General features: G+C 62.3%; 25 protein-coding genes. 16 read left to right on the plus strand and 9 right to left on the minus strand.

What is annotated here, in order from left to right:
- The first annotated feature begins 76 nt into the window (after positions 1-76).
- Positions 77-1102 (plus strand): hypothetical protein, encoded by a 1026-nt coding sequence (locus tag ACFWEM_RS03365; RefSeq protein ID WP_378531161.1) that lies wholly within the window; start codon positions 77-79, stop codon positions 1100-1102.
- 120 nt (positions 1103-1222) lie between these two features.
- Here ACFWEM_RS03365 and ACFWEM_RS03370 read toward each other — a convergent pair whose 3' ends face one another.
- Positions 1223-2197, minus strand: a complete 975-nt coding sequence (locus tag ACFWEM_RS03370) for a CehA/McbA family metallohydrolase (RefSeq protein ID WP_378531162.1) — start codon at positions 2195-2197, stop codon at positions 1223-1225.
- A gap of 161 nt (positions 2198-2358) precedes the next feature.
- Positions 2359-3240, minus strand: a complete 882-nt coding sequence (locus tag ACFWEM_RS03375; RefSeq protein ID WP_378531165.1) for an alpha/beta fold hydrolase — start codon at positions 3238-3240, stop codon at positions 2359-2361.
- A gap of 113 nt (positions 3241-3353) precedes the next feature.
- Between ACFWEM_RS03375 and ACFWEM_RS03380 the strand changes: the two genes are divergently transcribed.
- The 8 genes from ACFWEM_RS03380 (at position 3354) to ACFWEM_RS03415 (ending at position 9527) form a co-directional block, all read left to right on the plus strand.
- Complete coding sequence (locus tag ACFWEM_RS03380; RefSeq protein ID WP_378531167.1) at positions 3354-3998, plus strand: TetR/AcrR family transcriptional regulator; 645 nt, start codon at positions 3354-3356, stop codon at positions 3996-3998.
- 9 nt (positions 3999-4007) lie between these two features.
- Complete coding sequence (locus ACFWEM_RS03385; protein WP_378531169.1) at positions 4008-4457, plus strand: MaoC family dehydratase N-terminal domain-containing protein; 450 nt, start codon at positions 4008-4010, stop codon at positions 4455-4457.
- Positions 4454-4894 (plus strand): MaoC/PaaZ C-terminal domain-containing protein, encoded by a 441-nt coding sequence (locus ACFWEM_RS03390; RefSeq protein ID WP_378531171.1) that lies wholly within the window; start codon positions 4454-4456, stop codon positions 4892-4894. The genes ACFWEM_RS03385 and ACFWEM_RS03390 overlap by 4 nt, the downstream gene beginning before the upstream one ends.
- Before the next feature lie 162 nt (positions 4895-5056).
- Positions 5057-5356: a DUF4259 domain-containing protein gene (locus ACFWEM_RS03395; protein WP_378531173.1), complete on the plus strand. Its 300-nt coding sequence runs from the start codon at positions 5057-5059 to the stop codon at positions 5354-5356.
- A gap of 75 nt (positions 5357-5431) precedes the next feature.
- Positions 5432-6493 carry an NAD(P)/FAD-dependent oxidoreductase gene (locus tag ACFWEM_RS03400; RefSeq protein ID WP_378531175.1) on the plus strand — a complete coding sequence of 354 codons (1062 nt, stop codon included), beginning with the start codon at positions 5432-5434 and terminating at the stop codon, positions 6491-6493.
- Between the two features lie 120 nt (positions 6494-6613).
- The gene (locus ACFWEM_RS03405; RefSeq protein ID WP_007729973.1) at positions 6614-7801 is read left to right on the plus strand and encodes an ATP-binding protein; all 1188 of its coding nucleotides are present in this window, start codon (positions 6614-6616) and stop codon (positions 7799-7801) included.
- A complete protein-coding gene (locus ACFWEM_RS03410; protein WP_378447295.1) occupies positions 7798-8517 on the plus strand; it encodes a M50 family metallopeptidase in 720 nt (239 codons plus the stop codon). Before ACFWEM_RS03405 ends, ACFWEM_RS03410 begins: the two co-directional genes overlap by 4 nt.
- A 173-nt stretch (positions 8518-8690) precedes the next feature.
- The gene (locus tag ACFWEM_RS03415) at positions 8691-9527 is read left to right on the plus strand and encodes an SDR family oxidoreductase (RefSeq protein WP_378532722.1); all 837 of its coding nucleotides are present in this window, start codon (positions 8691-8693) and stop codon (positions 9525-9527) included.
- Between the two features lie 54 nt (positions 9528-9581).
- Here the strand turns inward: ACFWEM_RS03415 and ACFWEM_RS03420 are convergent, their stop codons facing one another.
- Positions 9582-10589 (minus strand): NAD(P)H-dependent glycerol-3-phosphate dehydrogenase, encoded by a 1008-nt coding sequence (locus ACFWEM_RS03420; RefSeq protein WP_003940093.1) that lies wholly within the window; start codon positions 10587-10589, stop codon positions 9582-9584.
- A 97-nt stretch (positions 10590-10686) separates the two neighbouring features.
- A complete protein-coding gene (locus ACFWEM_RS03425; RefSeq protein WP_378531177.1) occupies positions 10687-11415 on the minus strand; it encodes a FadR/GntR family transcriptional regulator in 729 nt (242 codons plus the stop codon).
- A 133-nt stretch (positions 11416-11548) separates the two neighbouring features.
- On the opposite strand from ACFWEM_RS03425, the gene ACFWEM_RS03430 reads away from it, so the two are divergent.
- From ACFWEM_RS03430 to ACFWEM_RS03450, 5 genes are all read left to right on the plus strand, one after another.
- Positions 11549-12937 (plus strand): GntP family permease, encoded by a 1389-nt coding sequence (locus tag ACFWEM_RS03430; protein ID WP_003939838.1) that lies wholly within the window; start codon positions 11549-11551, stop codon positions 12935-12937.
- A 12-nt stretch (positions 12938-12949) separates the two neighbouring features.
- Positions 12950-13480 (plus strand): gluconokinase, encoded by a 531-nt coding sequence (locus ACFWEM_RS03435; protein ID WP_020909302.1) that lies wholly within the window; start codon positions 12950-12952, stop codon positions 13478-13480.
- Between the two features lie 46 nt (positions 13481-13526).
- A complete protein-coding gene (locus ACFWEM_RS03440) occupies positions 13527-14066 on the plus strand; it encodes a LiaF domain-containing protein (RefSeq protein ID WP_378531179.1) in 540 nt (179 codons plus the stop codon).
- Positions 14067-14076: 10 nt separating this feature from the next.
- Positions 14077-14514, plus strand: coding sequence for an SRPBCC family protein (locus tag ACFWEM_RS03445; protein ID WP_378531181.1), 438 nt, complete (start codon positions 14077-14079; stop codon positions 14512-14514).
- A 143-nt stretch (positions 14515-14657) separates the two neighbouring features.
- Positions 14658-15629: an alpha/beta hydrolase gene (locus tag ACFWEM_RS03450; RefSeq protein ID WP_378531183.1), complete on the plus strand. Its 972-nt coding sequence runs from the start codon at positions 14658-14660 to the stop codon at positions 15627-15629.
- A 7-nt stretch (positions 15630-15636) separates the two neighbouring features.
- On the opposite strand, the gene ACFWEM_RS03455 is transcribed toward ACFWEM_RS03450, so the two are convergent.
- Genes ACFWEM_RS03455 through ACFWEM_RS03465 form a run of 3 tightly spaced genes read right to left on the minus strand, consistent with a single transcriptional unit; the run spans position 15637 to position 17910 of the window.
- Positions 15637-16440, minus strand: coding sequence for a transglutaminase family protein (locus ACFWEM_RS03455; protein ID WP_378531185.1), 804 nt, complete (start codon positions 16438-16440; stop codon positions 15637-15639).
- A gap of 58 nt (positions 16441-16498) precedes the next feature.
- Positions 16499-17065 (minus strand): NTP transferase domain-containing protein, encoded by a 567-nt coding sequence (locus tag ACFWEM_RS03460; protein ID WP_378531187.1) that lies wholly within the window; start codon positions 17063-17065, stop codon positions 16499-16501.
- A 2-nt stretch (positions 17066-17067) separates the two neighbouring features.
- Entirely contained in the window at positions 17068-17910 is an 843-nt protein-coding gene (locus tag ACFWEM_RS03465) for an alpha/beta hydrolase (protein ID WP_019745522.1), read from the minus strand.
- 146 nt (positions 17911-18056) lie between these two features.
- On the opposite strand from ACFWEM_RS03465, the gene ACFWEM_RS03470 reads away from it, so the two are divergent.
- On the plus strand, positions 18057-19166 hold the full coding sequence (locus tag ACFWEM_RS03470; protein WP_378531189.1) for a DUF6670 family protein: 1110 nt from the start codon (positions 18057-18059) through the stop codon (positions 19164-19166).
- An 18-nt stretch (positions 19167-19184) separates the two neighbouring features.
- A complete protein-coding gene (locus ACFWEM_RS03475; RefSeq protein ID WP_378531191.1) occupies positions 19185-19760 on the plus strand; it encodes an AAA family ATPase in 576 nt (191 codons plus the stop codon).
- Here the strand turns inward: ACFWEM_RS03475 and ACFWEM_RS03480 are convergent.
- Together ACFWEM_RS03480 and ACFWEM_RS03485 are read right to left on the minus strand one after the other, a co-directional pair.
- Positions 19743-20387, minus strand: a complete 645-nt coding sequence (locus ACFWEM_RS03480; protein WP_378531193.1) for a formylglycine-generating enzyme family protein — start codon at positions 20385-20387, stop codon at positions 19743-19745. The two genes, ACFWEM_RS03475 and ACFWEM_RS03480, sit on opposite strands and share 18 nt — an antisense overlap.
- Before the next feature lie 28 nt (positions 20388-20415).
- The gene (locus tag ACFWEM_RS03485) at positions 20416-21936 is read right to left on the minus strand and encodes a PucR family transcriptional regulator (RefSeq protein ID WP_378531195.1); all 1521 of its coding nucleotides are present in this window, start codon (positions 21934-21936) and stop codon (positions 20416-20418) included.
- Positions 21937-22079 lie beyond the last annotated feature (143 nt).

A 22079-nucleotide genomic window follows, 5' to 3' on the forward strand; every position in this document is an offset into this window, starting at 1 on the left:
GCTCACCGAAACCAGTGGGAGGCGCGTTGACCTAGGCCGCAGACGACCGATACCCGAATGCATAACGGAGGCAGTGATGACCGAATGGGTCCAGATGTTGGTGACCATGGCCGACGGCCCGAGGCAACCGGTCTACGGGGTCGTGGTCCCGTACCGCAACTCCGACGAACCGTTTCACTACTACTACGGCAGCTACGGTGAAGAACCTGTGTTTCTTCCCGTTCGCCTCCCCGGCGTCCATCTGTATCGGTGGGGGCGCCGATCGAGGATCGAGTCACTCGACGGGCAGGTGATGTTCGTCAGCGACGGCACCACCGCTTGGGACTTCACCGCCGACCCAGACCATCCGCGCTGCACCGAACTCCACCAGGTGCACTCGCCCGGCGCGGGCCGACACCTCGCGATCACCCCGCGCGTTGAGCATTGGGTCGGCAACCATCATTCACGCCCGACAGGGCCGGTGACAGACGTCGAGTTCCTCGGCCGTCGATGCTGGTCGGTGGATCTCGCCCCACGCGAGAGCCGGAATCTGCCGAAGCCGTCGCTGCGGCTTGTCGTCGACGCCGAAACCGGTGCAGTACTTGCCCAACACTCCGGCGACGGTATCGACGGCGCCGCATACACCGACCTCACCGTGGGGGAGCACCTCGACCCCTCCCTGTTCACCTGGGACGGTCCGGTCGTCACCGACGCCGAATCGAGGAGCCTCGCCGGTCGCGGCGGACCGCCAACTACACCGCAGCAGGAATCGATACGCTGGTTTCATGAGGAGATCACCGCCGAACCCATCAGGGTGCCCCTGCTGACGGACCTGACTCCACGCTTCGTTCACTCGATCGAACCCGAATCCGGCGCATTCGCCGCCGAACTCGGTGATAAAGCGGGATGGATCGCCCGGCGACCACGATCGAACGAGCCGTGGAAAACCAAGACTCACGGATATCAGATCGCTTGGTCTACAGAAGATTTCGACTGGGTCTGCCAGATTCACCGAGGAACACTCGACGCAGCAGGAATCGAGTCGCTGCAGCACCAGTTGCATCCCGGGCGGCCGGTGGTGGGCGCGCCTGAACTCGTATTCGGCGGTTCGGACGGGTACTGAGAACTAGCGCGAAACGCACTCTTCCAGGAGAACGGGCATCTGGCAGCGTCATTGAACATGGCCGGAAACCTGCTGCACTGCCCACCGCGGCGACGAACAAACTTCCTTGGGTCTTGTTTTCTATCCCCTCAAGATGATGGGGTTGCTCAGCGCAGCCATGTGTCCGGAACGCGCGCGGGCCTCCATACGGACGAATGTCGAGGCCACGGGAAGTAGACGTGATAATTCGCCGATCCCGGTGTTCGACAACGATTCGGTGTGGATCGGCCCTGATTCAGTGTGAATTGTGATGGTGCCGAACGGTATACCCTTGATCGCTGCCCGAACCATTGCCGGTTCACCATTGGTGGTCAGCTCGCCGCCAATCTGCACGCACTGATTGTCAGCGGTTGCCGTCAGTGACAGTTCAATTGTGGGTGCCGAAGAGATCCAACTTCGGCCTGCCTTGATGGAAGTCACAAGTTCGTCTGCGCACAACCGATCGGCCGCGACAACATTGTGCGGTACACCCATTTGGCCACTCAAATGTGTATCGCTATTACCGATCGCCGGCATCCAGCAACCGGCTGGAACATCGATGACCAGTCGACTTGCCCAATGTGCAAGGGCCTTCTCGTTGTTCGCCTGCCACGGCAGATTCGAATCCCACGCGCCGTTCCATACTTCGATGGCGTCGAACCCGTCGTACGGATACATGAATGTTCCCGACGGGTAAGGCGCGTACGGATGTGCCACGACGCAGATGCCCCCGACTTCATGGACAACGTCAAGTTGGGCGGCGATGGTGTCGTCTGCGGTGTATCGCCAGTCGACCAGTTGCCCGGATGGGACGCCGAGGGCAAGCCAATGTCCGTCCCCGGTGGTGACTTCTTCACCGAGGATTATCACCAACTCACGCGCAATGCCCTCGTGCCGCCACGCCTCGTGAGCCGCGGTTGTGTTGTGGTCGGTAGTGGCCAGGAAGTCCAACCCCAGTGAGCGAGCGACCGCAGCCAATTCCGGCGGGGTCAGTGCTCCATCAGAATAGACGGAGTGCACGTGACAGTCCCCTCGGAACCATCGACCTGCAGGTCGATCTCGTTCAGCCACTTCCATCACAATCACAGTGTTGCAGCAGGACGTGCCCTACCCAGGAGTGGACTCGTCTGGTGATGATCGTCCTAGTCGACCGGGAACTGCACCTTCGATTGCTTGTGCAGCATCTGGAAGAGGCAGACCGGATTCGCTACCGCCCTACCGGCGCCTGATCGGCGAGATCACGTTCGCTTCGCGTCGTCGTGATTGCGGACGAACTTCATGAGTCGGGGAATTACTTGATCAGGTATGTGTCCCAGGATTCCGTGGCCGGTTCCGGCATAAATCTCCACTTCGGCTTCAGGTACGAGATCAGCTAACCTCGCGGCCACCTGCTCGGGGCTGGAGACCACCGTCTCAGCGCCAGAGATTACGAGCATTGGAACCGAGATCGACTGCACTTCTGCATCTTCGAGTATTCGCGCCCACCCGATACCAGGCCGGTAGTTCAGCGCTTCCTTGGCGAGGGCGAACTCGAGGTCGCCGAGAACGTACCCGGGGGACAGCCAATCGTTAAGCTTGCGAATACTTTTGTCGGTGCGGCGCATCCCGGCGCGGACCATCTTCAGCAGCACACGCCACGAGGGCTTGTCGAAGACTCCACCCGGTTCGATGAGCGTCACACTCGCCAGTCGTTCAGGGGTGTGCAGTGCTACGAGAACGGCATGCCACGCGCCCTGTGAGTAGCCGACCAGGTGGACGCGATCGACCTCGAGTTCGTTCAATACCTCGCTGATCCAGGTGGCGAAGTCGGACTCCCCGGTCAATGGAGAAGTCTGGACACTGCGGCCTGGTGTGCCGATCGTGTCCAGTGCATACACGACTCGGTCTCGGCACAGGTCCTCGATGACGATGTGCCATTGCAGACAGTTGGCCCCGAGAGAGTGCACCAGGACGATAGGCGTCTCCGTGCCGGTCCCCGACCTACGGACATGGGTGGTTCCGAACGATGTCGGCACTTCGAGTTGTGTCGACGGAACCGGCCAGGTGTCTTCCAGTTCTCGGTAGATGCGGTCGTACGCCTGCTTCGATGCCTCGTTCTTGAATCGTCCGATCTTCGGCATGAGTGCCCCTCTCACTGCGTTTCGATTTGATGGTATGAACGTATCATTAATGCGGTACGTGCGTATCATTAACGAGTCAGTTCCATCCATATCGAAAGGGAAAGGACAGCCTCATGCCGCGACGGGTCGACCACGAAGTGAGGCAACGGGAGATCACTGATGCGGTGCGGCGAGTGATTGTCGACGGTGGGCTCGCGGCGGTGACCTTTCAGTCCGTTGCTGCCGAGGCTGAAATTTCGGTGCGTCTCGTGCAGTACTACTTCGGTACGAAGCGGGAGTTCCTCCTCGCGACGCATCAAGCCGTTCGTCAGGATGCGGGCGCTCGCCTCATGCAGGAGTTGTCTGTTCTGGGTGCGGAAGCGACACCCCGCGAGGTTATTTCAGCGTTCCTTGTCGGCATGCTCCCGCTCGATCAGCAACGTCGAGAGGAAGCAATTGTTCTCGGCGCCTTTCACGCTGCCGCACTGACCGGACAGGGAATCGCCGCTGAGGAGACTCTAACTGCCCCAAGAGAGTTGACAGCGCTCATTTCCGGCCAGCTTCAACGAGTGACCAATCGGGACGCGGTTGCGCCGTCAATGGATCCCGACCTCGACGCCGAGCTCATTCTGGCGGCTGTCGCCGGGCTCGCCCAGGGGATGCTTCCCGGCTACGCCACAGCAGAATTGGCGGTCCAGTTGGTTGAGCGTCTCCTCGATCGCATTCTCGGGCCGACGAGACCTCAGGCCATGAATCAACCCGAAGTCGGCCGCCGTTAGTATTCCGGGATGTCTCCTGTGAACCCAGCGCTCGCCGGCCGGGTGTTTCCCTCGTCTTCGTACCTTGTCGGGCGCGAGAAGATTCGCGAGTTCGCTCTGGCGGTGCATTCGAGCAATCCCTTGCACCATGATGTCGATGTCGCCAGGGAGGCCGGGTTCGTCGATGTCATCGCGCCGACAACATTCACAACCGTTGTCCAGCAGCGAGCGATCATGGCACTGCTGCGCACGCCGGATACTGGGCTCGATCCGACTCGTGTGGTCCATACTTCCGAGAAGATCGAGCATCAGCGTCCGATAGTCGCCGGCGATGACCTGTCTACGACACTGACGATTACAGGGGTGACAGTGCGAGCAGGCAGTGCGATCCTCTCGACAGTTTCCGAGATCCACGACGTGACCGACGCTTTGGTCGCAACGGTCACCTCGACCCTGCTGGCGCGAGGAGAAGGCGCATGACCGTACCCGCCGTGCCGGTTTTCGAAAACCTCGTCCTTGGTGACATCGTCGCGAAGGTTGATCTGGTCCTCACTCGTGATGACCTAGTTCGCTACGCCGGTGCCTCCGGCGACATGAACCCGATCCATTTCAACGACGCAATCGCTACTGCGGCTGGGCTACCGGGAGTTCTGGCGCACGGAATGCTCACTGCCGGAATCGCTTTGCAGGCCATCGTCGACTGGGTTGGTGACCCGAGCGGTGTGATCTCGTATGAAACTCGCTTTACTCGGCCCGTCGTAGTCGATGCCGTCGATGGTGCTGATCTCTCCATCACTGCGAAGATCGCGCGGATCGACGCCACAATGCGGACAACGCGGATCGATGTCACAGTCACGCACAAGGGTCAGACGGTTCTGGGAAAGACCCAAGCGCACCTTCAGTTCCCGGGAATCTGACAGGATCTGTAGCGCCAGCCTCAGGCTCAGAGCTGGTCTAATTGGTCGGGTTATCCACTATCGATACGAGCGACAGCGGGAGGGCTTGTGGGAGTCTGGGGTCCGGGAAACTTTGACAGTGACACCGTCGCGGATGGGTTGGGGGCCCTGACCGGTCGAATCGTGGACGACATCACTGCCGAGTTCGAAGACGATTCGAGTCTGGAGCCGGATGAATGGGGCGGGGAGATGGTGCCGGCGTGGCTCGAGATCCTCACCAATATTGCCCATACGAAACGAGTCGGTGTGACCTTTCCATCGACACAAGTGCTGATCGACTGGCGCGATCGATATCTGCGCGTGTGGGATGGCTACATCGACGAACTCGATCCGGACGAGGATCACAAGGTCGCTCGACGTGCAGTGCTCGTCCATACCTTCGAACAGGCGGTGGCCCTCGCCGCCGAGCGGGAACAGGCCTAGTCCTCCGTTAACCGCCGAAGTCCTCGCTTCAAAATTGAGTGGATCCAGGTTGCGGCTCGCAGATATGGTCCACTGGTGACGCATCCGAATGGTCGAAACGACAGTCCGATCCTGGTGATTGGTGCCGGTGTCGTCGGTGCGTCGATTGCATATCACCTGGCGCGCGTTGGTCTCCGAGTCACCGTGCTCGAGCGGGGCTCGGTGGCAGGTGGGGTGACCGGCAACTCCTTTGCTTGGGTCGGCCTCTCGAAGAGTGCCGCAGAAACCTACTCCGATCCGTTCCGACATGGCGCCGCAGTCGAGTTCGACTGCCTGGAGCGCGAACTCGTCGAGTCATTCGGTCTGCGCCGCAGAGGCGCGATCACGTGGGAGAGGACGGAAGCGGAGACTCGAAAATTCGTCGATGAGCATAGAGCACTCGGTCATCCCGTCGAACTCATAGGTGAAGATGAGGTCTTTGCTCGTGAGCCGGGATTGCGCACAGCACCCGCCGTAGCGGCATATGCGCCTGACGACGGTGGAATCGACCCGGTTGCTTTCGCTGGTTCTCTTTTACGCGGTGCCGAAGAATACGGCGCCACAGTGTATTCCAAGGTTTCGGTGCTCTCTCTGCTCACGGAAGGTCGGAGGGTTCGCGGTGTATTGACCACTGACGGCCTCGTTTACGGATCGACCACAATCCTCGCCACGGGTACTGCAATCCCCGGACTCGCGGCTTCGGCGGGAGTCGACGTCGAGGTCGACGCCTCCCCATGTTGCCTCATCAGATTCTCGACGCCGCAACCATTGGTGAACGGAATCCTCTCCACTCCGGACTTCGAGATCAGACAATTGAACGACACGACACTGATTGCGGCTGAAGATGTTCCGGTCGGGTTCTCAGGAGATGCTCGTGAGCTTGCCGAGCCGACGCTGCAGGCTATCCGCAGTCAGCTCGTGGGCGGTGACCACGTGGAACTGATCGAGGCGGTAATCGCTGACCGTCCCATTCCGCGTGGTGGCCGCCCGCTACTGGGCTTCGACGAAGGCGTGCCTGGGCTCTATCTGGCCGCGGCGCATCCTGCGATCATTCTGGCCGGAGCAATTGGGGCCCACGTGGCCGGGGACTTCGCCCGAGCGTCAAGCCGGGACTGCTAGACGACGATGCACGGAGCTTGGTTCGACGAGGTCGGGCCAGATATTGCGGTTCCTAGTTCTCTCTAGGACACGCGCTAGAGAGCGAGATATTCGTCTACTCGGCTTGTACCGTCGGTGGGCATGGACCCCGTGCGCAATCCGTATGCCCCCGGTGCCGGTCAACGCCCGCCGGAACTCGCCGGGCGCGACAAGCAGATCGATGCCTTCGACGTCGTGCTCGAGCGAATTGCGCGTGGCCGCCCGGAACGAAGTGTTGTCCTCACCGGATTGCGTGGCGTCGGTAAGACCGTCCTGCTCAATCAGTTGCGTTCGGCAGCGATCTCCCGAAGCTGGGGGACGGGGAAGATCGAAGCGCGGCCCGACCAGGATTTACGACGCCCACTCTCGTCAGCGCTCCACATGGCGGTCCGCGAGATCGCGGTCTCCCATCGCGATCCGGAGCGGGTCGAACAGTTCCTCGGAGTCCTCAAATCGTTTGCCCTACGCGCCACCGCGGACAAAGGCATGCGCGAGCGCTGGCAACCAGGCATCGACGCACCTGCGATCAAAGGTCGCGCGGACAGCGGCGACATCGAGATCGACCTCGTCGAGTTGCTGCTCGACGCGTCGTCGTTGGCCCGGGATGTCGGCGTCGGGATCGCCATCTTCATCGACGAGATGCAGGACCTCGGTGCCGCGGACGTCTCGGCGATCTGCGGGGCCTGCCACGAGTTGAGTCAGGACGCGGCACCGCTGATCGTCGTCGGGGCGGGACTTCCGCATCTACCCGCTGTGCTGTCGGCGTCGAAAAGCTACTCGGAGCGCCTGTTCAGCTACCACCGGATCGACCGCCTCGAGCGTGAAGCTGCAGATCAGGCTCTGATTGCACCTGCCGAGCGTGAGGACGTCGAGTTCACCGAATCCGCGCTCGACGCACTATACGAAGCGGCCGACGGGTACCCGTACTTCGTTCAGGCCTACGGGAAAGCCACGTGGGATGTGGCGGCGTCGAGCCCGATCACGGCAGAAGACGTGCGCGTCGGCGCGCCGACGGCGGAGGAAGAACTCGCTGTCGGATTCTTCGGATCACGGTACGAGAGAGCAACGCCGGCGGAGCGTGAGTACATGCGCGCCATGGCCGACCTCGCCGGTGACGACGGACCTGTCGCGACCGCAAAGATCGCCGTCGAGCTCGGTCGAAAGCCGGCTTCCCTGTCGCCGGCACGGGACGGGCTGATCAAGAAGGGCCTCATCTACTCGGCCGAACGTGGGTCCATCGGATTCACGGTCCCGCACTTCGGCCGATACCTGCGCGGACAAGCGGAGTGAACGCCCTCGAAACCGCGTGGGATCGGGTGGCGGCTGTCAGCCCCAATCCGCCGGCGTGGGTAGTTCAGCTGGCCGCGTTGATTGCCGTGATCATCGTTCTCGAGCCGCACCTGTGGAGGATCGCACGCAACGTCGTCACCATCGCACACGAGGGTGCTCATCTGATTGTCGCCGTCCTGGTCGGTCGACGGTTGAAAGGTCTTCGCCTGCATTCGGATACCTCGGGTGTCGCGATTTCGTCCGGCAAGCCGACCGGCTTCGGCGTCATTCTCATGACGTTCGCGGGGTACGTGGGACCGTCGATTCTCGGCCTCGGTGCGGCCGGTCTGTTGGGGGCACAGCGTGCGGTCTCGGTGCTGTGGATCGGTGTGTTCGTGATCGCGGTCATGATGGTCCTGATCCGAAACCTCTACGGCATCTTCTCACTTGCGGTGGTGGGAGCCGTGTTGTTCGGGCTCGTCTGGTGGGGGACCCAGGAGCAGCAAGTCGCCGCAGCGTACTTCCTGACGCTCTTCCTGCTTTTTGCAGGACCGCGCCCCGTCGTGGAACTTCAACGGCAGCGAATGCGACGAGGTGGGGCACCGGACTCGGACGCAGACCAATTGGCCAGGCTCTCACCGATACCCGCGATCGTCTGGGTCGGTTTGTTTATGCTCGTGAACGTCGCGGTGCTCGTGCTCGGCGGATGGTGGATCCTGCGTCCGGTGGGTGGCTGATCGCTTTGATCCGTTGTTCCGTCAGGACAACGGATCAATGATTCTTGATGCTCCGCGGACGTAGTCATCGCGGTAAGGCGCTCATATCGTGGAAGTCGACGAGTGGTCGTGTCGGAACTTCCCGCAGCCACATCCGCAACGACGAAGACCGTCGACGATTCCAAGGATTCGTTTTGGACGACAAGAACTTCCGCGGACGAACCGCGATCATGTCCGGGGGAAGCCGTGGTATCGGACTTGCCATCGCCCGTGCGATAGCGCGCCGCGGCGGAAACATCGTGTTGCTCGCCAAGACCGATACGCCGGATCCCCGGCTGGCCGGGACAATCCACACCGCTGTCGACGAGTTGAACGAGCTCGAGGGTCATGCCGTTCCTGTAGTCGGTGACGTGAGGAATGACGACGATATCGCGCGGGCCGTGGCGGCAGCGGTAGAGCACTTCGGTGGCATCGACATCGTGGTCAACAACGCGAGCGTCCTCGACATCTCGAAAAGCGAAGACCTCACGATGAAGCGATTCGATCTGATGCAGCAGGTCAACGTCCGTGGCACTTTCGCGCTCACCCGAGCGTGCCTTCCGCACCTTCGGGTTTCGGCCAACGCGCACGTATTGACGCTGTCGCCGCCGCTCGACTTTTCGCCGCACTGGCTGGGTGCTCATCCGGGCTACATGCTGGCCAAGTACGGAATGACATTGGCGGCCTTGGGCATCGCCGCGGAGTATTCAGGTACACCGATTTCGAGCAATTGCTTGTGGCCGGAGACCATGATCGCCACTGCCGCTGTCGGAAATCTACTCGGGGGAGACGACAGTATCGATCACTCGCGTTCGCCCGAGATCATGGCCGATGCGGCGATGGAGATTCTCGGGCGTCCTGCCGGCACGGATACCGGTCGCACAGTGCTCGACGTCGAGATCTTGCGCGAGGCGGGGATGTCGGATTTCTCGCAGTACGGCGGTCAGACCCCGTTGACGATCGACATCTTCGTCGATACTCCAACCCTCTGATCTCGGACCATCTGCAGGTATCTAGCCAAATTGCTAGATACCTGTAGATCTTCCTCACGCCACCTCGTGCTCACCGCCGGGGGCAACTTTCTGAAGTCCGCGATATGCGTCGCTGGCACTCTGTCGGCCACCGATGACGGCCTCGACCTCCGCGGCAATCGGCATGTCGACGCCGTACTCGCGGGCCAGATCCATGACGGTGGGAGCGGTCTTGACGCCCTCGGCGACCTGGCCGAGCTTGGCGACAGCCTCCTCGACGGTGAGGCCCTGTGCCAGAGCCTCACCGACGCGACGGTTACGAGAAGTCGGAGCCATGCAGGTGGCAATCAGATCGCCGACGCCCGTCAGGCCGGCAAAGGTGCGCGGGTTGGCGCCCATCGCCTCGCCGAGTCGGGTCATTTCGGCGAGGCCGCGAGCGAGCACCATCGCGCGGGTGTTGTCACCGACTCCCAAACCGTCGGCCATGCCCGAGGCGATGGCAACGATGTTCTTGAGGATGCCGCCGAGTTCGCAGCCGAGCACGTCGGTGTTGCGGTAAACCCGGAAGACCGACGACGCGAACAGCGGTTGCAGCGCGGCGGCGACGCGGTCGTCCTGGGTCGCCACGACCGATGCCGCCGCCATGCCGTCGACGATCTCCTTGGCGATGTTGGGGCCGGCGAGCAGTCCGACGGGATGGCCGGGCAGGCACTCGGCGATCACTTCGGTTGGACGCTGCCGGGTGCCGGGCTCGAGGCCCTTGGACAGTGACAGCACCGGGACCCACGCCCGAACTTCGTTGGCGATCTCGGCGAGCGTGGAGCGAACGGCGTGCGACGGCACCCCGCATACGAGTACGTCCGCTTCGCGGGCGGCTTCGACCAGATCCGAGGTTGCCTTGAGGCCCTTGGGAAGTTTGCGCTCACCAAGGTATTTGGAGTTGGTCCGTTGCGAATTGATCTCGTCGGCCGCTTCGGAATTGCGTGCCCACAACAGGGTTGGGGTGTTGCGGGCAGCGAGGCCGGCCACCGTGGTTCCCCACGATCCGGCACCGAGGACGACGACGCGTACCGGGCGGGCCATCAGAGTGCGCTGTTCTGGGTAGCGAGTGCTGTCATGGCGCCAAGCGTTCCACTTGCGGAGCGGTTGCGGGCCAATTCCGCCGAGTCTGTGGCTCGACTTACAGATGAGGCGGCGGTTCGGGGCTTTCGCGCATTGTTTCGACCGCTTCTGCGGATTCCGCGACGATCGAGCGCATGGCGACTTCCGCGGCTTCGGCGTCCCCGGCCTGAATGGCAGATGCGACCACTCCGTGCAGGTGGATCGCTTCGGGGTCGGCCTCGTGGGGCATCAACGAGTGGCGGGTGCGGCCTTCGAGTATCTCGACGACGATCTGCGACATCGCCCGCAGCATCGGGTTGCCGGAAGCGGCGAGCAGTGTGCGGTGAAAGTCGGAATCATGGCCGAGATATGCGTCGGTATCGGCAGCGCGCGAGGTAGCTGACATGCCTATTACGGCTGCAGTGAGTGCGCCGCACTGCTCGGGTGTGGCGCGAGTTGCGGCCAGTCGCGCAGCCAGAGGTTCGATGCCGGAACGGAGTTCGCTGAGGATCGAAAGCTGCTCGAACCGATCAGGACCGGCCAGTTGCCAGCGGATGACGTTGGGGTCGAGCGAGTTCCAGTGCTCGGAGCCGAGGATGGTGATTCCGACGCGTCGACGAACCGAGGCGAGTCCGAGGGATTCGAGAACGCGGACAACTTCACGGATGACGGTTCGCGACACGTCGTAGCGCGTTGCCACCTCGTCGGCGGAGATCGTGGTTCCCGGGGTGAGCACGCCACCGACTATGTCTTGGCCGAGCTGTTCCAGCATCGAGTCGTGTAACTGCTGAAACGGGACAGAAGGCATACGTAGATCGTCCCATGCGTATGGAGTAAGCCCGGTGGAAGCCGGATAAATACTACAAATTAGTGTCTGCTCTTGAAATTGTAGGTTAATTAAGGAACAGTGACCTCAATCACTCATCGGACTGGGAGTCCCTATGAACACCACAGCATTGCTGGCGGCCGAGGTCGTCCCCGCTGGTAGCGACGCACGATTGATCATCGCTGCAGTCGCCGGCGTCGCGGTCATCATCGCGCTGATCACCTGGCTGGACCTGCACCCCTTCCTCGCGCTGTCCATCGGCGCGGTGGGCGTCGGTCTGGCGGCCGGCCTCGGATCGGCCGAGTCGGTCGCGGCGTTCGCCACCGGCTTCGGGTCGACCATGGGAAGCGTCGGAATCCTGATCGGTTTCGGCGCGATGTTCGGCAAACTCCTCGCCGATTCCGGCGGTGCCGACCGAGTGGTCGACACGCTGGTGGGCCGTTCCAGTACCAAGGCGCTTCCGTGGACCATGGCTCTGGTCGGCGCCGTGATCGGTCTGCCGATGTTCTTCGAGATCGGTCTCGTCCTGTTGATGCCGGTCATCATCCTGGTCGCGCGGCGTTCCGGCTTGTCCCTGATGCGCATTGCGATCCCCACCCTCGCCGGCCTCTCGGCCATGCACGGGTTGGTTCCGCCGCACCCCGGACCGCTGGTTGCAGTCTCGGCCTTGAACGCAAACCTCGGCCTCACCCTCGCGCTCGGTGTTCTCGTCGCGATCCCCACGGTTGTTCTCGCTGGACCGGTTTTCAGTAAGTACGCAGCACGGTGGGTCGACGTGAAGGTCCCGGATCTTTTTGTCACAGGCGAAGATCGAGGCGAGGAAGAGAAGAAGCAGCGTCCCTCGTTCGCGGCTACTCTCGCAGCGATCCTCCTCCCGGTTGTTCTCATGTTGGGCAAGGCATTTGCCGACGTGATCGCTCCCGATTCCGAGGCCCTCCCCAAGTCTGTCCTCGACTTCCTCGGAACACCCGTCGTCGCTCTGGGCCTCGCGGTTCTGGTCGGAATGGTGCTTCTGGGTCGCGGCGGCGGTATGGACCGCAAGGCCATCTCGAAGTCACTCGAAAGCTCCCTGCCTCCCATCGCAGGCATTCTGCTGATCGTCGGCGCCGGTGGCGGTTTCAAGCAGGTCCTCATCGATACCGGTATCGCCGGAGTGATCGCCGACGCGATCAAAGGCAGCAGCCTTCCCGTGTTGTTCCTGGCCTGGCTGGTTGCGGTATTGATCCGCGTCGCAACAGGTTCGGCAACGGTGGCAACGGTGACGGCGTCGGGCATCCTCGCTCCGGTCGCGGCCGACTTGTCGTCCGCACACGTCTCACTGATGGTCTTGGCGATCGGCGCAGGATCGCTTTTCCTTTCGCACGTCAACGACGCCGGATTCTGGTTGGTGAAGGAGTATCTGGGCGTCAGCGTGGTACAGAACCTCAAGACCTGGACCGTGATGGAATGCATCATCTCGGTATCGGGCCTGGCCGGAGTGCTCGTGTTGAGCGCATTCATCTAGGTAGGCGAGCACATGAACAGCGAAGCGGCACAGCAGAAGCAGTATCCCGTGCTCGTCCTGATGGGTGTCTCGGGTTCGGGAAAGTCTACGGTCGGCGGCATGCTCGCCGGAGCGATGGGCTGGGACCTTCAAGAGGGCGACGATCTCCACCCGCAGGCGAACATCGACAAGATGGCGACCGGGCACCCGTTGAACGACGACGATCGCTGGCCCTGGCTCGACAAGATCGCCGTCTGGATCAAGAGTCACACCGACGCCGGTCAGCCGGGAATCGTCACGTGTTCGGCACTCAAGCGGAGTTACCGCGACGTCCTTCGCGGTGAGCACGTCGTGTTCGTGCACCTCGCAGGTTCGCGGGATCAGATCGGTCAGCGGTTGACCGCTCGCCTCGATCACTACATGCCCGCCTCGCTCCTCGACTCCCAGATCTCGACGCTCGAGGCCGTCGACCCGGATGAGCAGGCCATCGTCGTCGACGTGGGTGGAAGTCCCGCGAAGATCGCGGAGGAGATCCTGCGTCGGGTGGAGACCTTCGAGTACTGACCGGGCCAGGCGTGTAGGCACCCGCGGTTCGGGTTACGGTGCTTGGGTGACTGCTGCTGAAGAAGGCCACGACGTCGATCAACTGCGTGTCGATGCCCAAGCGCGTCTGGAAGTCGCGGTGGGTGAGGGGCGTTTGACCCTCGAGGAGTACTCGGACAAAGCGGCAGTGGTGTGGTCGCCCACCGCGGATCGAGGGCAACTCGAGCGGATCGTGCCGTTCAGTGCGGCACCACCCGCCGTGGTGTCGTCGCCGCAAGCAACGATCGTCGGTGTCTTCGGTGACACGAAGCGCTCCGGCCGTTGGTCTTTGGCGAAAAAGACACTCGCTCTGCTGTTGTTCGGGGACGTCAAGTTCGATCTGCGATCGGCAACCATCACCGCGTCCTCCTCGACGATCACCATCGTTTCGATCTTCGGGGACACGAGGTTGCGGGTTCCGGAGGGTGTTTCAGTCGAGTTGGGTGGCTTCGACCTTTTCGGAGATCGGGAATTCGACGGGGGTCGACAGGATCCCGGCCCAGGTGCACCGGTTATTCGTGTCGTCTCGTATTCGTTGTTCGGTGATCTCACAGTGCGCACCGGCTAGCTCGGGCGCCGTGACCGACTTCGACTTCCACAGCGTCTGGACGCTCCCGGCCTCTGCCGACCGTGTCTACGAGGTTCTCGCGGACGCCGAGAGGTATTCGCAGTGGTGGCCTCAGATACGTCGAGTCCGGACGACCGACGAGCACTCGGGCTCCATGGCCATCCGCAGCGCCGTCCCTCTGACGTTGCTGGTTTTCGGGCGACGCGAGGTCGAAGACCCCATTGCGCGCTACCTGAAAGTGCATCTCACCGGAGCAATGATCGGCTGGAGTAGTTGGGAGGTGCGCCCTGCTGGATCTGGTTGTATCGCCGACTTTCAGCAACAAGTAGCGGTGTCCGGAGCACTTGGCCTGGCCTCGCGGATTGCGAAGCCGGTGTTCGAGTGGAATCACGACGCGATGATGCGTGGCGGGCACCGCGGACTGTCCGCGTATCTTTCCCGGCCGTGATCGCGGGTAGAACTTGCACACGCGCGAGCAATTGAGCCCCACCCGTCGTGTCATTTTGACGCAGCGTCAGTTATCGTTCACAACAGCAGCCGACAAGTATGTGTAACTCAAATGCACAAAACGGCTTGACCTGGGAGGACGCTATGCGGACGCGATATTCGACGGTATGGCATTGGAACGTGAGTCCGCGAGCGCGGGTTATCTTCTGCCTGACCAGGACGTTCGTGAAGCCGATGTTCACCCTCTGGCCGACCACCGAACGCGGTATCCGCCAACTCGAGCGACTCGACGCTATGGCGGACAAGCTGCCGAAGCCGAAGAACCTCGACATCGAGCCCTTCACACTGGGCGGTGTGCCCAGCGAGAAGGTGAAGCATCCGCGCAAAGCGCAGGGCGAGTTGGCCGGTGCCACGATCCTGTACTTCCACGGCGGTGGTTTCGTCTTCTGCGGTCTGGCAACGCACCGGGCACTGTGCGGCCTGCTGTCGGCGAAGGCCGGCGTACCGGTGATCTCCGTGCGCTACCGCCAGCTGCCGGAAGGTTCCATCGGCACCTCCGTCAAGGACGCAATGGCCGCGTACACCGCGTTGCTCGAGACAGCGGAAGACCCGAACAAGATTGTGGTTGCCGGTGACTCGGCGGGTGGATACCTGGCCATGAAAGTCGCCGAAATTGCCGCGCTGCGCGGAATCACGCGGCCCGCAGCCGTGATCGGCTACTCGCCTCTTCTCAATGTGAACCTCGAGGACCACGATCCCGATTTCATGAAACGCGATGCCTACCTACCGATGTCACAGGTGGAAAAGCTCAAGGACCGGTGGCTCGAAGGTCCGGACGAAATAGTCGGTGCAGAGTCTCCGATCAACGCCGATGCCAGTCTGATTCCGCCGTCGTTCCTGGTGTCCGCCGAATACGAATTGATGCGTCCGGACGTCGAGATCATGACCGAGAACCTGATCAAGGCGGGACAAGCCGTCGAAACGCACATCTGGAGTGGGCAGATCCATGCTTTCCCGGTGATCGGCAAAGCTCTTCGGGAGGGCAAGGCGATCGTCGATCTCACAGTCAAGTTCCTCGAGCGAACGATGGCCTCGCAGAACCAGATCAGCGCCTGACGCTTTCTCAGCCGATCGACGTGAGGGTCGCGTAGTCGTCGTTGTCGAGAACGCCGTCGACGACTGCGCGAACTTCCGAGGCATGCAACGTGATCGAACCGCCGTGGTTGTCGAGGAACGCTGTGTCCGCGGCGTCTCGGCCGGTCGAGATGCGCCCAAGATTGCTCCGCGGCGCCAATTGCGTTGCATCGACCACGCGCCACACGTTGTCGATGTTGGCTTCGACGACAGCGTGAAAATCCATCGGATCGCAACCCGGCGCGTAGACGGCCACCAGTCGAGCGGGAATCCCCACGGCGCGCAGCAGTGAGATGGTCAGGTGCGAGTAGTCGCGGCACACTCCGGCGCCGGCGAGCAAGGTGTCGACCGCACTGTCGGTACCGCGACTGGTGCCGGGAACATAACTCAAATGTGTACTCACCCAGCGAGTGACTTCGAGAAGGAGATCGGCCGGGGGAGTGGCGAGATCGAATTGCCCGGCGACAAAACCGAAGAACTTGTCCGCCTCGGCATACCGACTGGGGCGCAGATACTTCGACACGTCGTAGTCGCTGACCGACGCCGGTTCGGCGCGGCCGATCACGGTCGCGTCGTAGCTGACGATCAGTTTGCCTGGGGCACAGTCGAGTAGGTGGATGCGGGTACCGTGTTCGGCGGTGATCTCGCGGGGTTCGAGTGGATTGCCGTCATGGACGAACGACATCGTTTCCAGCAGTTCGACACCCGGCGCGCGCGTCACCGCGATCTTGAACTCCAGGTTGGTCGCCTCGTCGATCTCGATGTCGAGCAGGGCGGCGACGGTACGTTTCATCGGATCATCTTTACACCGAATACGGACACCCACCACCTGGGAGGATTGCGGCGTGCGATCAGGCTTCGGGATAGTCGACGTCGACGCCGCTGCTGAGGTCGCTGCACTCCACCAATTCGACCCCGTGTTCGCGTAGGTAGGTATTGGCGCCCCCGTCCCCGGTGAGAGACTCTGCAAGCATCGGCCAATGGTCACGTCCGATCAGGACGGGATGGCCGGGCCTACCGTGAAAAACGGCTCTTCGCAGCATGTTTCGCGCAGGGGCGCTCACACCCACGATCCGCGTAACGGTGTCGGCATCGAGATCCGGAACGTCGACCAGGGAGATCGCTGCCGCGTCTGCGTCGTCGATTCTCATGGCGGCCTCGAGTCCGCACCGCAGCGAGGCGCTCATTCCGTGCTGCCAATCCGATATCACTACAACGACATCGGTGGTGGGCAGTAGTTCGAGGGCGTCCTCTGCCTGAGCGCCGAGGACCACGATGACCGGTGAGAGGCCTGCGGACTGCAGTGTCGTCACCCCGTGGCGAAGCCACGACTGACCGTCCGCGTTTGTGACGAGCGCTTTGGGTTTGCCCATGCGGGATCCGGCCCCGGCAGCCAGCAGGATCCCGCACGTCGACACGACTATGCTCCGGTGACCCGCGGACGCAGCCACTCGATCAGATCGTTCAGAACTTCTTCCTGCTCAGGCTCGTTGAAGATCTCGTGGTACAGACCGTCGTACACCTTCAAGGTGACATCCGAAGAGCCGGCCAGATCTGCGACGAGCTTACTGCCGGCGGGGTCCGTCAAACGGTCGTCCGAACCGTGTTGAAGCAGTACGGGAATGGTGAGCGAAGGCAGGCGCGCCGGGAAGCCTTCCGCGGCGGTGATCATGCCGCGCGCGATTCCGGCGGGAACCTTGCCGTGGTGCACCAGAGGGTCGGCGTTGTACTTGTCGACAACCTTCTGATCACGCGAAACCGCAGCAGCTTCCAGATTCTCGACGGGCACGTCGGGGAGATATTTGCCGACGATCTTGCCCAACTGCATCACGATCTTCGGAGTGCCGGTTGCAATGATCACAGCAGGTCCGGAAAGTGCGAGCGCCTTCAGATCGGCCTGATGATCGAGGGCGTAGGAAAGCGCGATCGCGCCGCCCATGCTGTGTCCGAGCAGGAACTTGTCCTTGCCGGGGTGTGCTGCTGTCACGATCGAGAACAAGGTGTGGACGTCGTCGGTGAAGTCGGAGAATTCCTTCAGGTGAACGCGCTTGCCGCCGGACCGACCGTGCCCGCGGTGGTCGGGTGCGTACACGATGAGACCGAGTTCGCCGAGTCGCGCGGCTACGTGGTCGTAGCGCCTCGCATGTTCGCCGAGGCCGTGGCAGAGGACAAGAACCCCGGTGGGTTCGCGGTCCGGAGTCCAGACGTCGTAGACGATCTTGGTGCCGGCTACCCCGGTGAACGACGACTCTTCGTGCTGCATTGTTGCGCCCTCTCTGCGACCGGTTCCGGTACGCGGATTCTCACATGCTATTCGCCCCTTGCGCAGGGCGCGGGTGTTCAGGGGTGAGGTCGTCGAGGAAAACTTCGACACTTGTTTGTTACGTCTGGTTACATTAACTTGGGGGCGTGACCGGACAAACTGTTGATCGTTCCCACACTGCCTCCGCCACCCGCTCGCGTCGGTTGTGGCGACCGGCGGTACGGGCCTTGCTGGACGGTGCGCTTCCGCTGATCGACAAGCGGATGGCCGAGTCGGTACGCCCGTTCGATCGACCGGCGATGATGCGCCCGCATCTTGCTTCGCGGAAATTTGCCTGGACGCACTACGGGATCTTCGTTCCCGAGTTGCCAGGGCCGTTTCGCTATCTCAACACCATGACGTTGATCGGTGCCACCGGGACGGTGGTCTTCGACAACGACTATCTCGCTGCACCCGACGCGCGAAATACCGCAACCGTGCTGAGTTCCACCGCTGCGCCCGGCCACCACTTCTATCGGGCGTACGACGCCGACGACGAGTGCGCTTTCGAAGAAGGCGGTTCGCGAATTTCCTTCGGTGACAACCTGATCATCGAGAACAACTACCCGAATTTCCGTGTCACCGGGCGCTACGACTCTTTCGATGTCGATCTGGAGGTAGTGGCAACGGATCAAGCGTCGTGGTTCGTGCGCAATCCGGTCTACGACCACGTCAGTCTCCTGGCGCAGTGTTCGGGGACGATCTCGAGTCCGGATGGACCGGTGAGCATTTCGGCTCCGTGCACCGTTGAATACGCGCGGTGCATGACGCCACAATCTTTGACTCGCCGCGCCCTTCCCGAGTCGTGGAAGCTCCCGGCCGACTTCTTCACCTATCAGATCGTTCAACTCGACGACCGGCATCAACTGTTGCTCACCGATGTTCGAGCGTCAGGGGTGACGGCGTGCAAGCTCGCCTACGTTCGAACTGTGGACGGTAGCGCAAGGGTTTTCGACGACGTCGTGTTCGACGTGCTCGAGTACGCCGACGCATTGCATGTCGACCCGCAGGGTCGCGAGATGCGTGTGCCGCGCGTACTGCGTTGGCAGGTACGCGATCACGGCAGGACGGTCGTGGAGTTCGAGGCCGAGATCGACTCGGAGTGGCGCTACGGTCACGGCAAGGGATACGTCGGCGCGTACACCTACCGGGGAAGCTTCGACGGTGCGTCGATCAACGGCACCGGTTACATCGAATGGGTGGACTGCGAAGTGTAAGGCCCCTAGTGTGTATCGGTGCCTTTCGTAGACCCCACCGCGCTGACGATTCGTCCGCAGAAGATCCTTGTCGCGGGGACCTCGGGCGCCGGAAAGACGACTCTCGCCGGTCGAATCGGGCGGCTTCTGGAGATCGAACACACTGAGCTGGACTGTCTCTTCCACGGGCCCGATTGGATTCCGCTCGAGAGTTTCGAAACCGAAGTACGACGCTTTTCCAGTGAGCCGGCCTGGGTGACCGAGTGGCAGTACGGTGCGGTGCGTCGGCTTCTGGCCGAGCGTGCGGACCTGATGCTGTGGTTGGATCTGCCTCGGCGGAAGGTGATGCGCCAGGTGATCACACGAACCGTACGTCGGCGTCTGCAGCGAGAGGTGTTGTGGAACCGCAACATGGAGCCGCCCCTGCACACCATTCTCTTCGATCCGGAACACGTGGTTCGGTGGGCCTGGCGAACCGACGGACACAACGCGGAGCGAATGGCCACTGTTCTTGTCGATGTGCCGTCGTTACCGATAGTTCGGCTGCGCAGTCGAGAAGAGATCGAGGCTGTGCTCGAAGTCCTCGGCCGTCTGCCCTCAGATCGTTTGAGCTAGGCGAAATCCCAGGTCGTCGATGGCAAACGTCGGGTGGCTCCGCCGCCTCACGGTAGCGCCGCAACCGCGCTCGCTTTCGGCCCAACTGCCGCCGCGAAAGATCCGGTACGTGCCGTAGGCCTCGGGGTCGTAGAGATCCCAGCACCATTCCCAGACATTGCCGATCATGTCGTACAGGCCCCAGTTGTTGGGTGCCTTCGTTCCGACGGGATGCGCCCTACCCTCTGAATTGTCGCTGTACCAGGCAATCTCGTCGATCTCGCCGTAGCGGTAGCCGGAGGTGCCGGCCTTGCACGCGTACTGCCACTCGGCCTCGGTGGCGAGTCGGTAGCCGGTTGCAGCCCGGTCCCACTGCGGAGAATCGGTGTCGACGTCTTGATATGCGGGCGTCAGACCGTCCTCGACGGACAGTGTGTTGCAGGTTGCGATGACGTCTTGCCAGGAAAGATCGACTGCGGGCTTGCTCGAATCGGCCGACGAATCTCCGTGAAGCAGTGCCAGGGTCGTGAGATGGCGCGCGAGGCGGAAGGATTCGACTCTCGAGGTCCACGCAGTACCCTTGCGGTCGTCCCGAAGATGCACCTCCCCGGCAGGGATCTCGATCATCAACTCCGCTGCTCCGGTCATACGTCCATCATCGCAGAACGGTAGTTGCTCACCCGGGGAGACGCTCGAACGCGGCCTGCGGATCAAGGCCGGTGCGCATTCGCCATGCGGTCAGTGCAAGTCCGAGACACACCACCTGTGCCGGATCGTCGAGAGAAACTCCCATCAGCTTTTCGATACGAGTCAATCGCGCATAGAGCGACTGGCGCCTGATCCCGAGCAGATCCGCGGTTCTCGCCTTGCCGCCCCGATGTGCGAGGTATGCATCGAGGGTTCGGACGAGATCTGCGGAATGTGCTGTGTCGTAAGCGATCAGCGAACCGAGTTGCTCCGTGACGAACGAGGACAGGGAAGCGGGTGTCGTGCCGGCGGCGAGCAGTCGTTGGACTCCGACGTCTCTCGCGAGGATCACGCCGGTTCGGGTGCCGAAACGCCGTGCGATCTGAACGACCTCGCGAGCTTGCGCGACGGCGGCCCCGACGCCGGACAGATCCTCGACCGGTGTCGCGACTCCGAGCGCGCGTACCGCGGAACCGCCGGGTCCGCGGCGTAGCAGCTCGTCGGCTTCGGTGAATGCCGTCCGAACTCGTGCGGGGGACGCGGCCGACCAGCCATGGGCGAGCACGATGACGTGATTCGCCGCAGTCCCGACCACACAGGAGCCGAGCACGGCTCGCACAGCGTTGCGCACCGGGTCCGCGAGCTCTCGAACCGGCGTTTGTCGATCGACGTCGACAGCGGCGACGAGGACATGTTGGCCCTCCGACAACGGCTTCCACCCGGCCGCTGTCAGTCGCTCGGACAAGTCGCCGTGCGATGTGAGCACTCCGCCTACCACGTCTGTGATCACCGACTGTGCGAGTGACTGACTGGGGCCGACATCGCCGTGGCGACCGAGTTCCAGAGCCACAGCCACGGCGGCGCAGTTGGCGACGGCAGTTCGGCGTGTGGTTGCCCGGCCATTCAGGACCAGTCGACCGAGCGAGTTCGTCGGCCCGCGTACGTCGTGGATCGTCCGTTCGGTCTCGGACCGTTCTGCGTCGGTTGTGCTGCGCTCGACGGTTCTGCCTTCAGCGTCGAGGAGATCGACACTGCACCCTGCGAGACGTGACACCTTGTTGAGCAGTGCAGTCATGCCTTGGCCCGCCACCACGATCCCCAGAAGTTCTTGCCAGACAGGCTCGCCGGCTCGTGCCGAACCGAGCGTGCGGCGGAGCATGAGGTCGTGAAAGTCTTCGACCATCCGCTCGAAGGGCACTACTGCGTGCAGTGCCAGGAACGCGAGCCCGCGTCGGTGCGAAGCCTCGACGAGCTCGGGAGGGGCAGTGAGGAACGAGCGGCCGACTTCCATCGCGAGAGCGACGCATCCCGCGTCCGCCAATTGATCGATGTAGGCGGTGAGTTGCTCGGGGGATCGTCCGTGCAGGCCGAGACCCGTTGTCAGAAGGACCTCGCCTCCGGACAACAGCCCGCCCATCTCGTAGACCTCGGACGAATGGACCCAGCGGACCACCGCGGTGTCGACGTCGCCCGCGAGCACTTCGATTGCCGCGGCCTTGAACGAGGGCATCGCAAGAACTTGTCGCAGAGTAGGCAGCATTTCTTCATCGTCCGCCGAGGGGGCACTCCGTCATAGAGCTAGTTCTGCCGAACTGACAGGTTGTCCCTTGTCGGGGTATTACGACCGTGGTCGGATTGTGACACGAGCCACAT

Origin of the sequence: Rhodococcus sp. NPDC060176 (assembly GCF_042728675.1) — a bacterium.
Taxonomy (GTDB): Bacteria; Actinomycetota; Actinomycetes; order Mycobacteriales; family Mycobacteriaceae; genus Rhodococcus_F.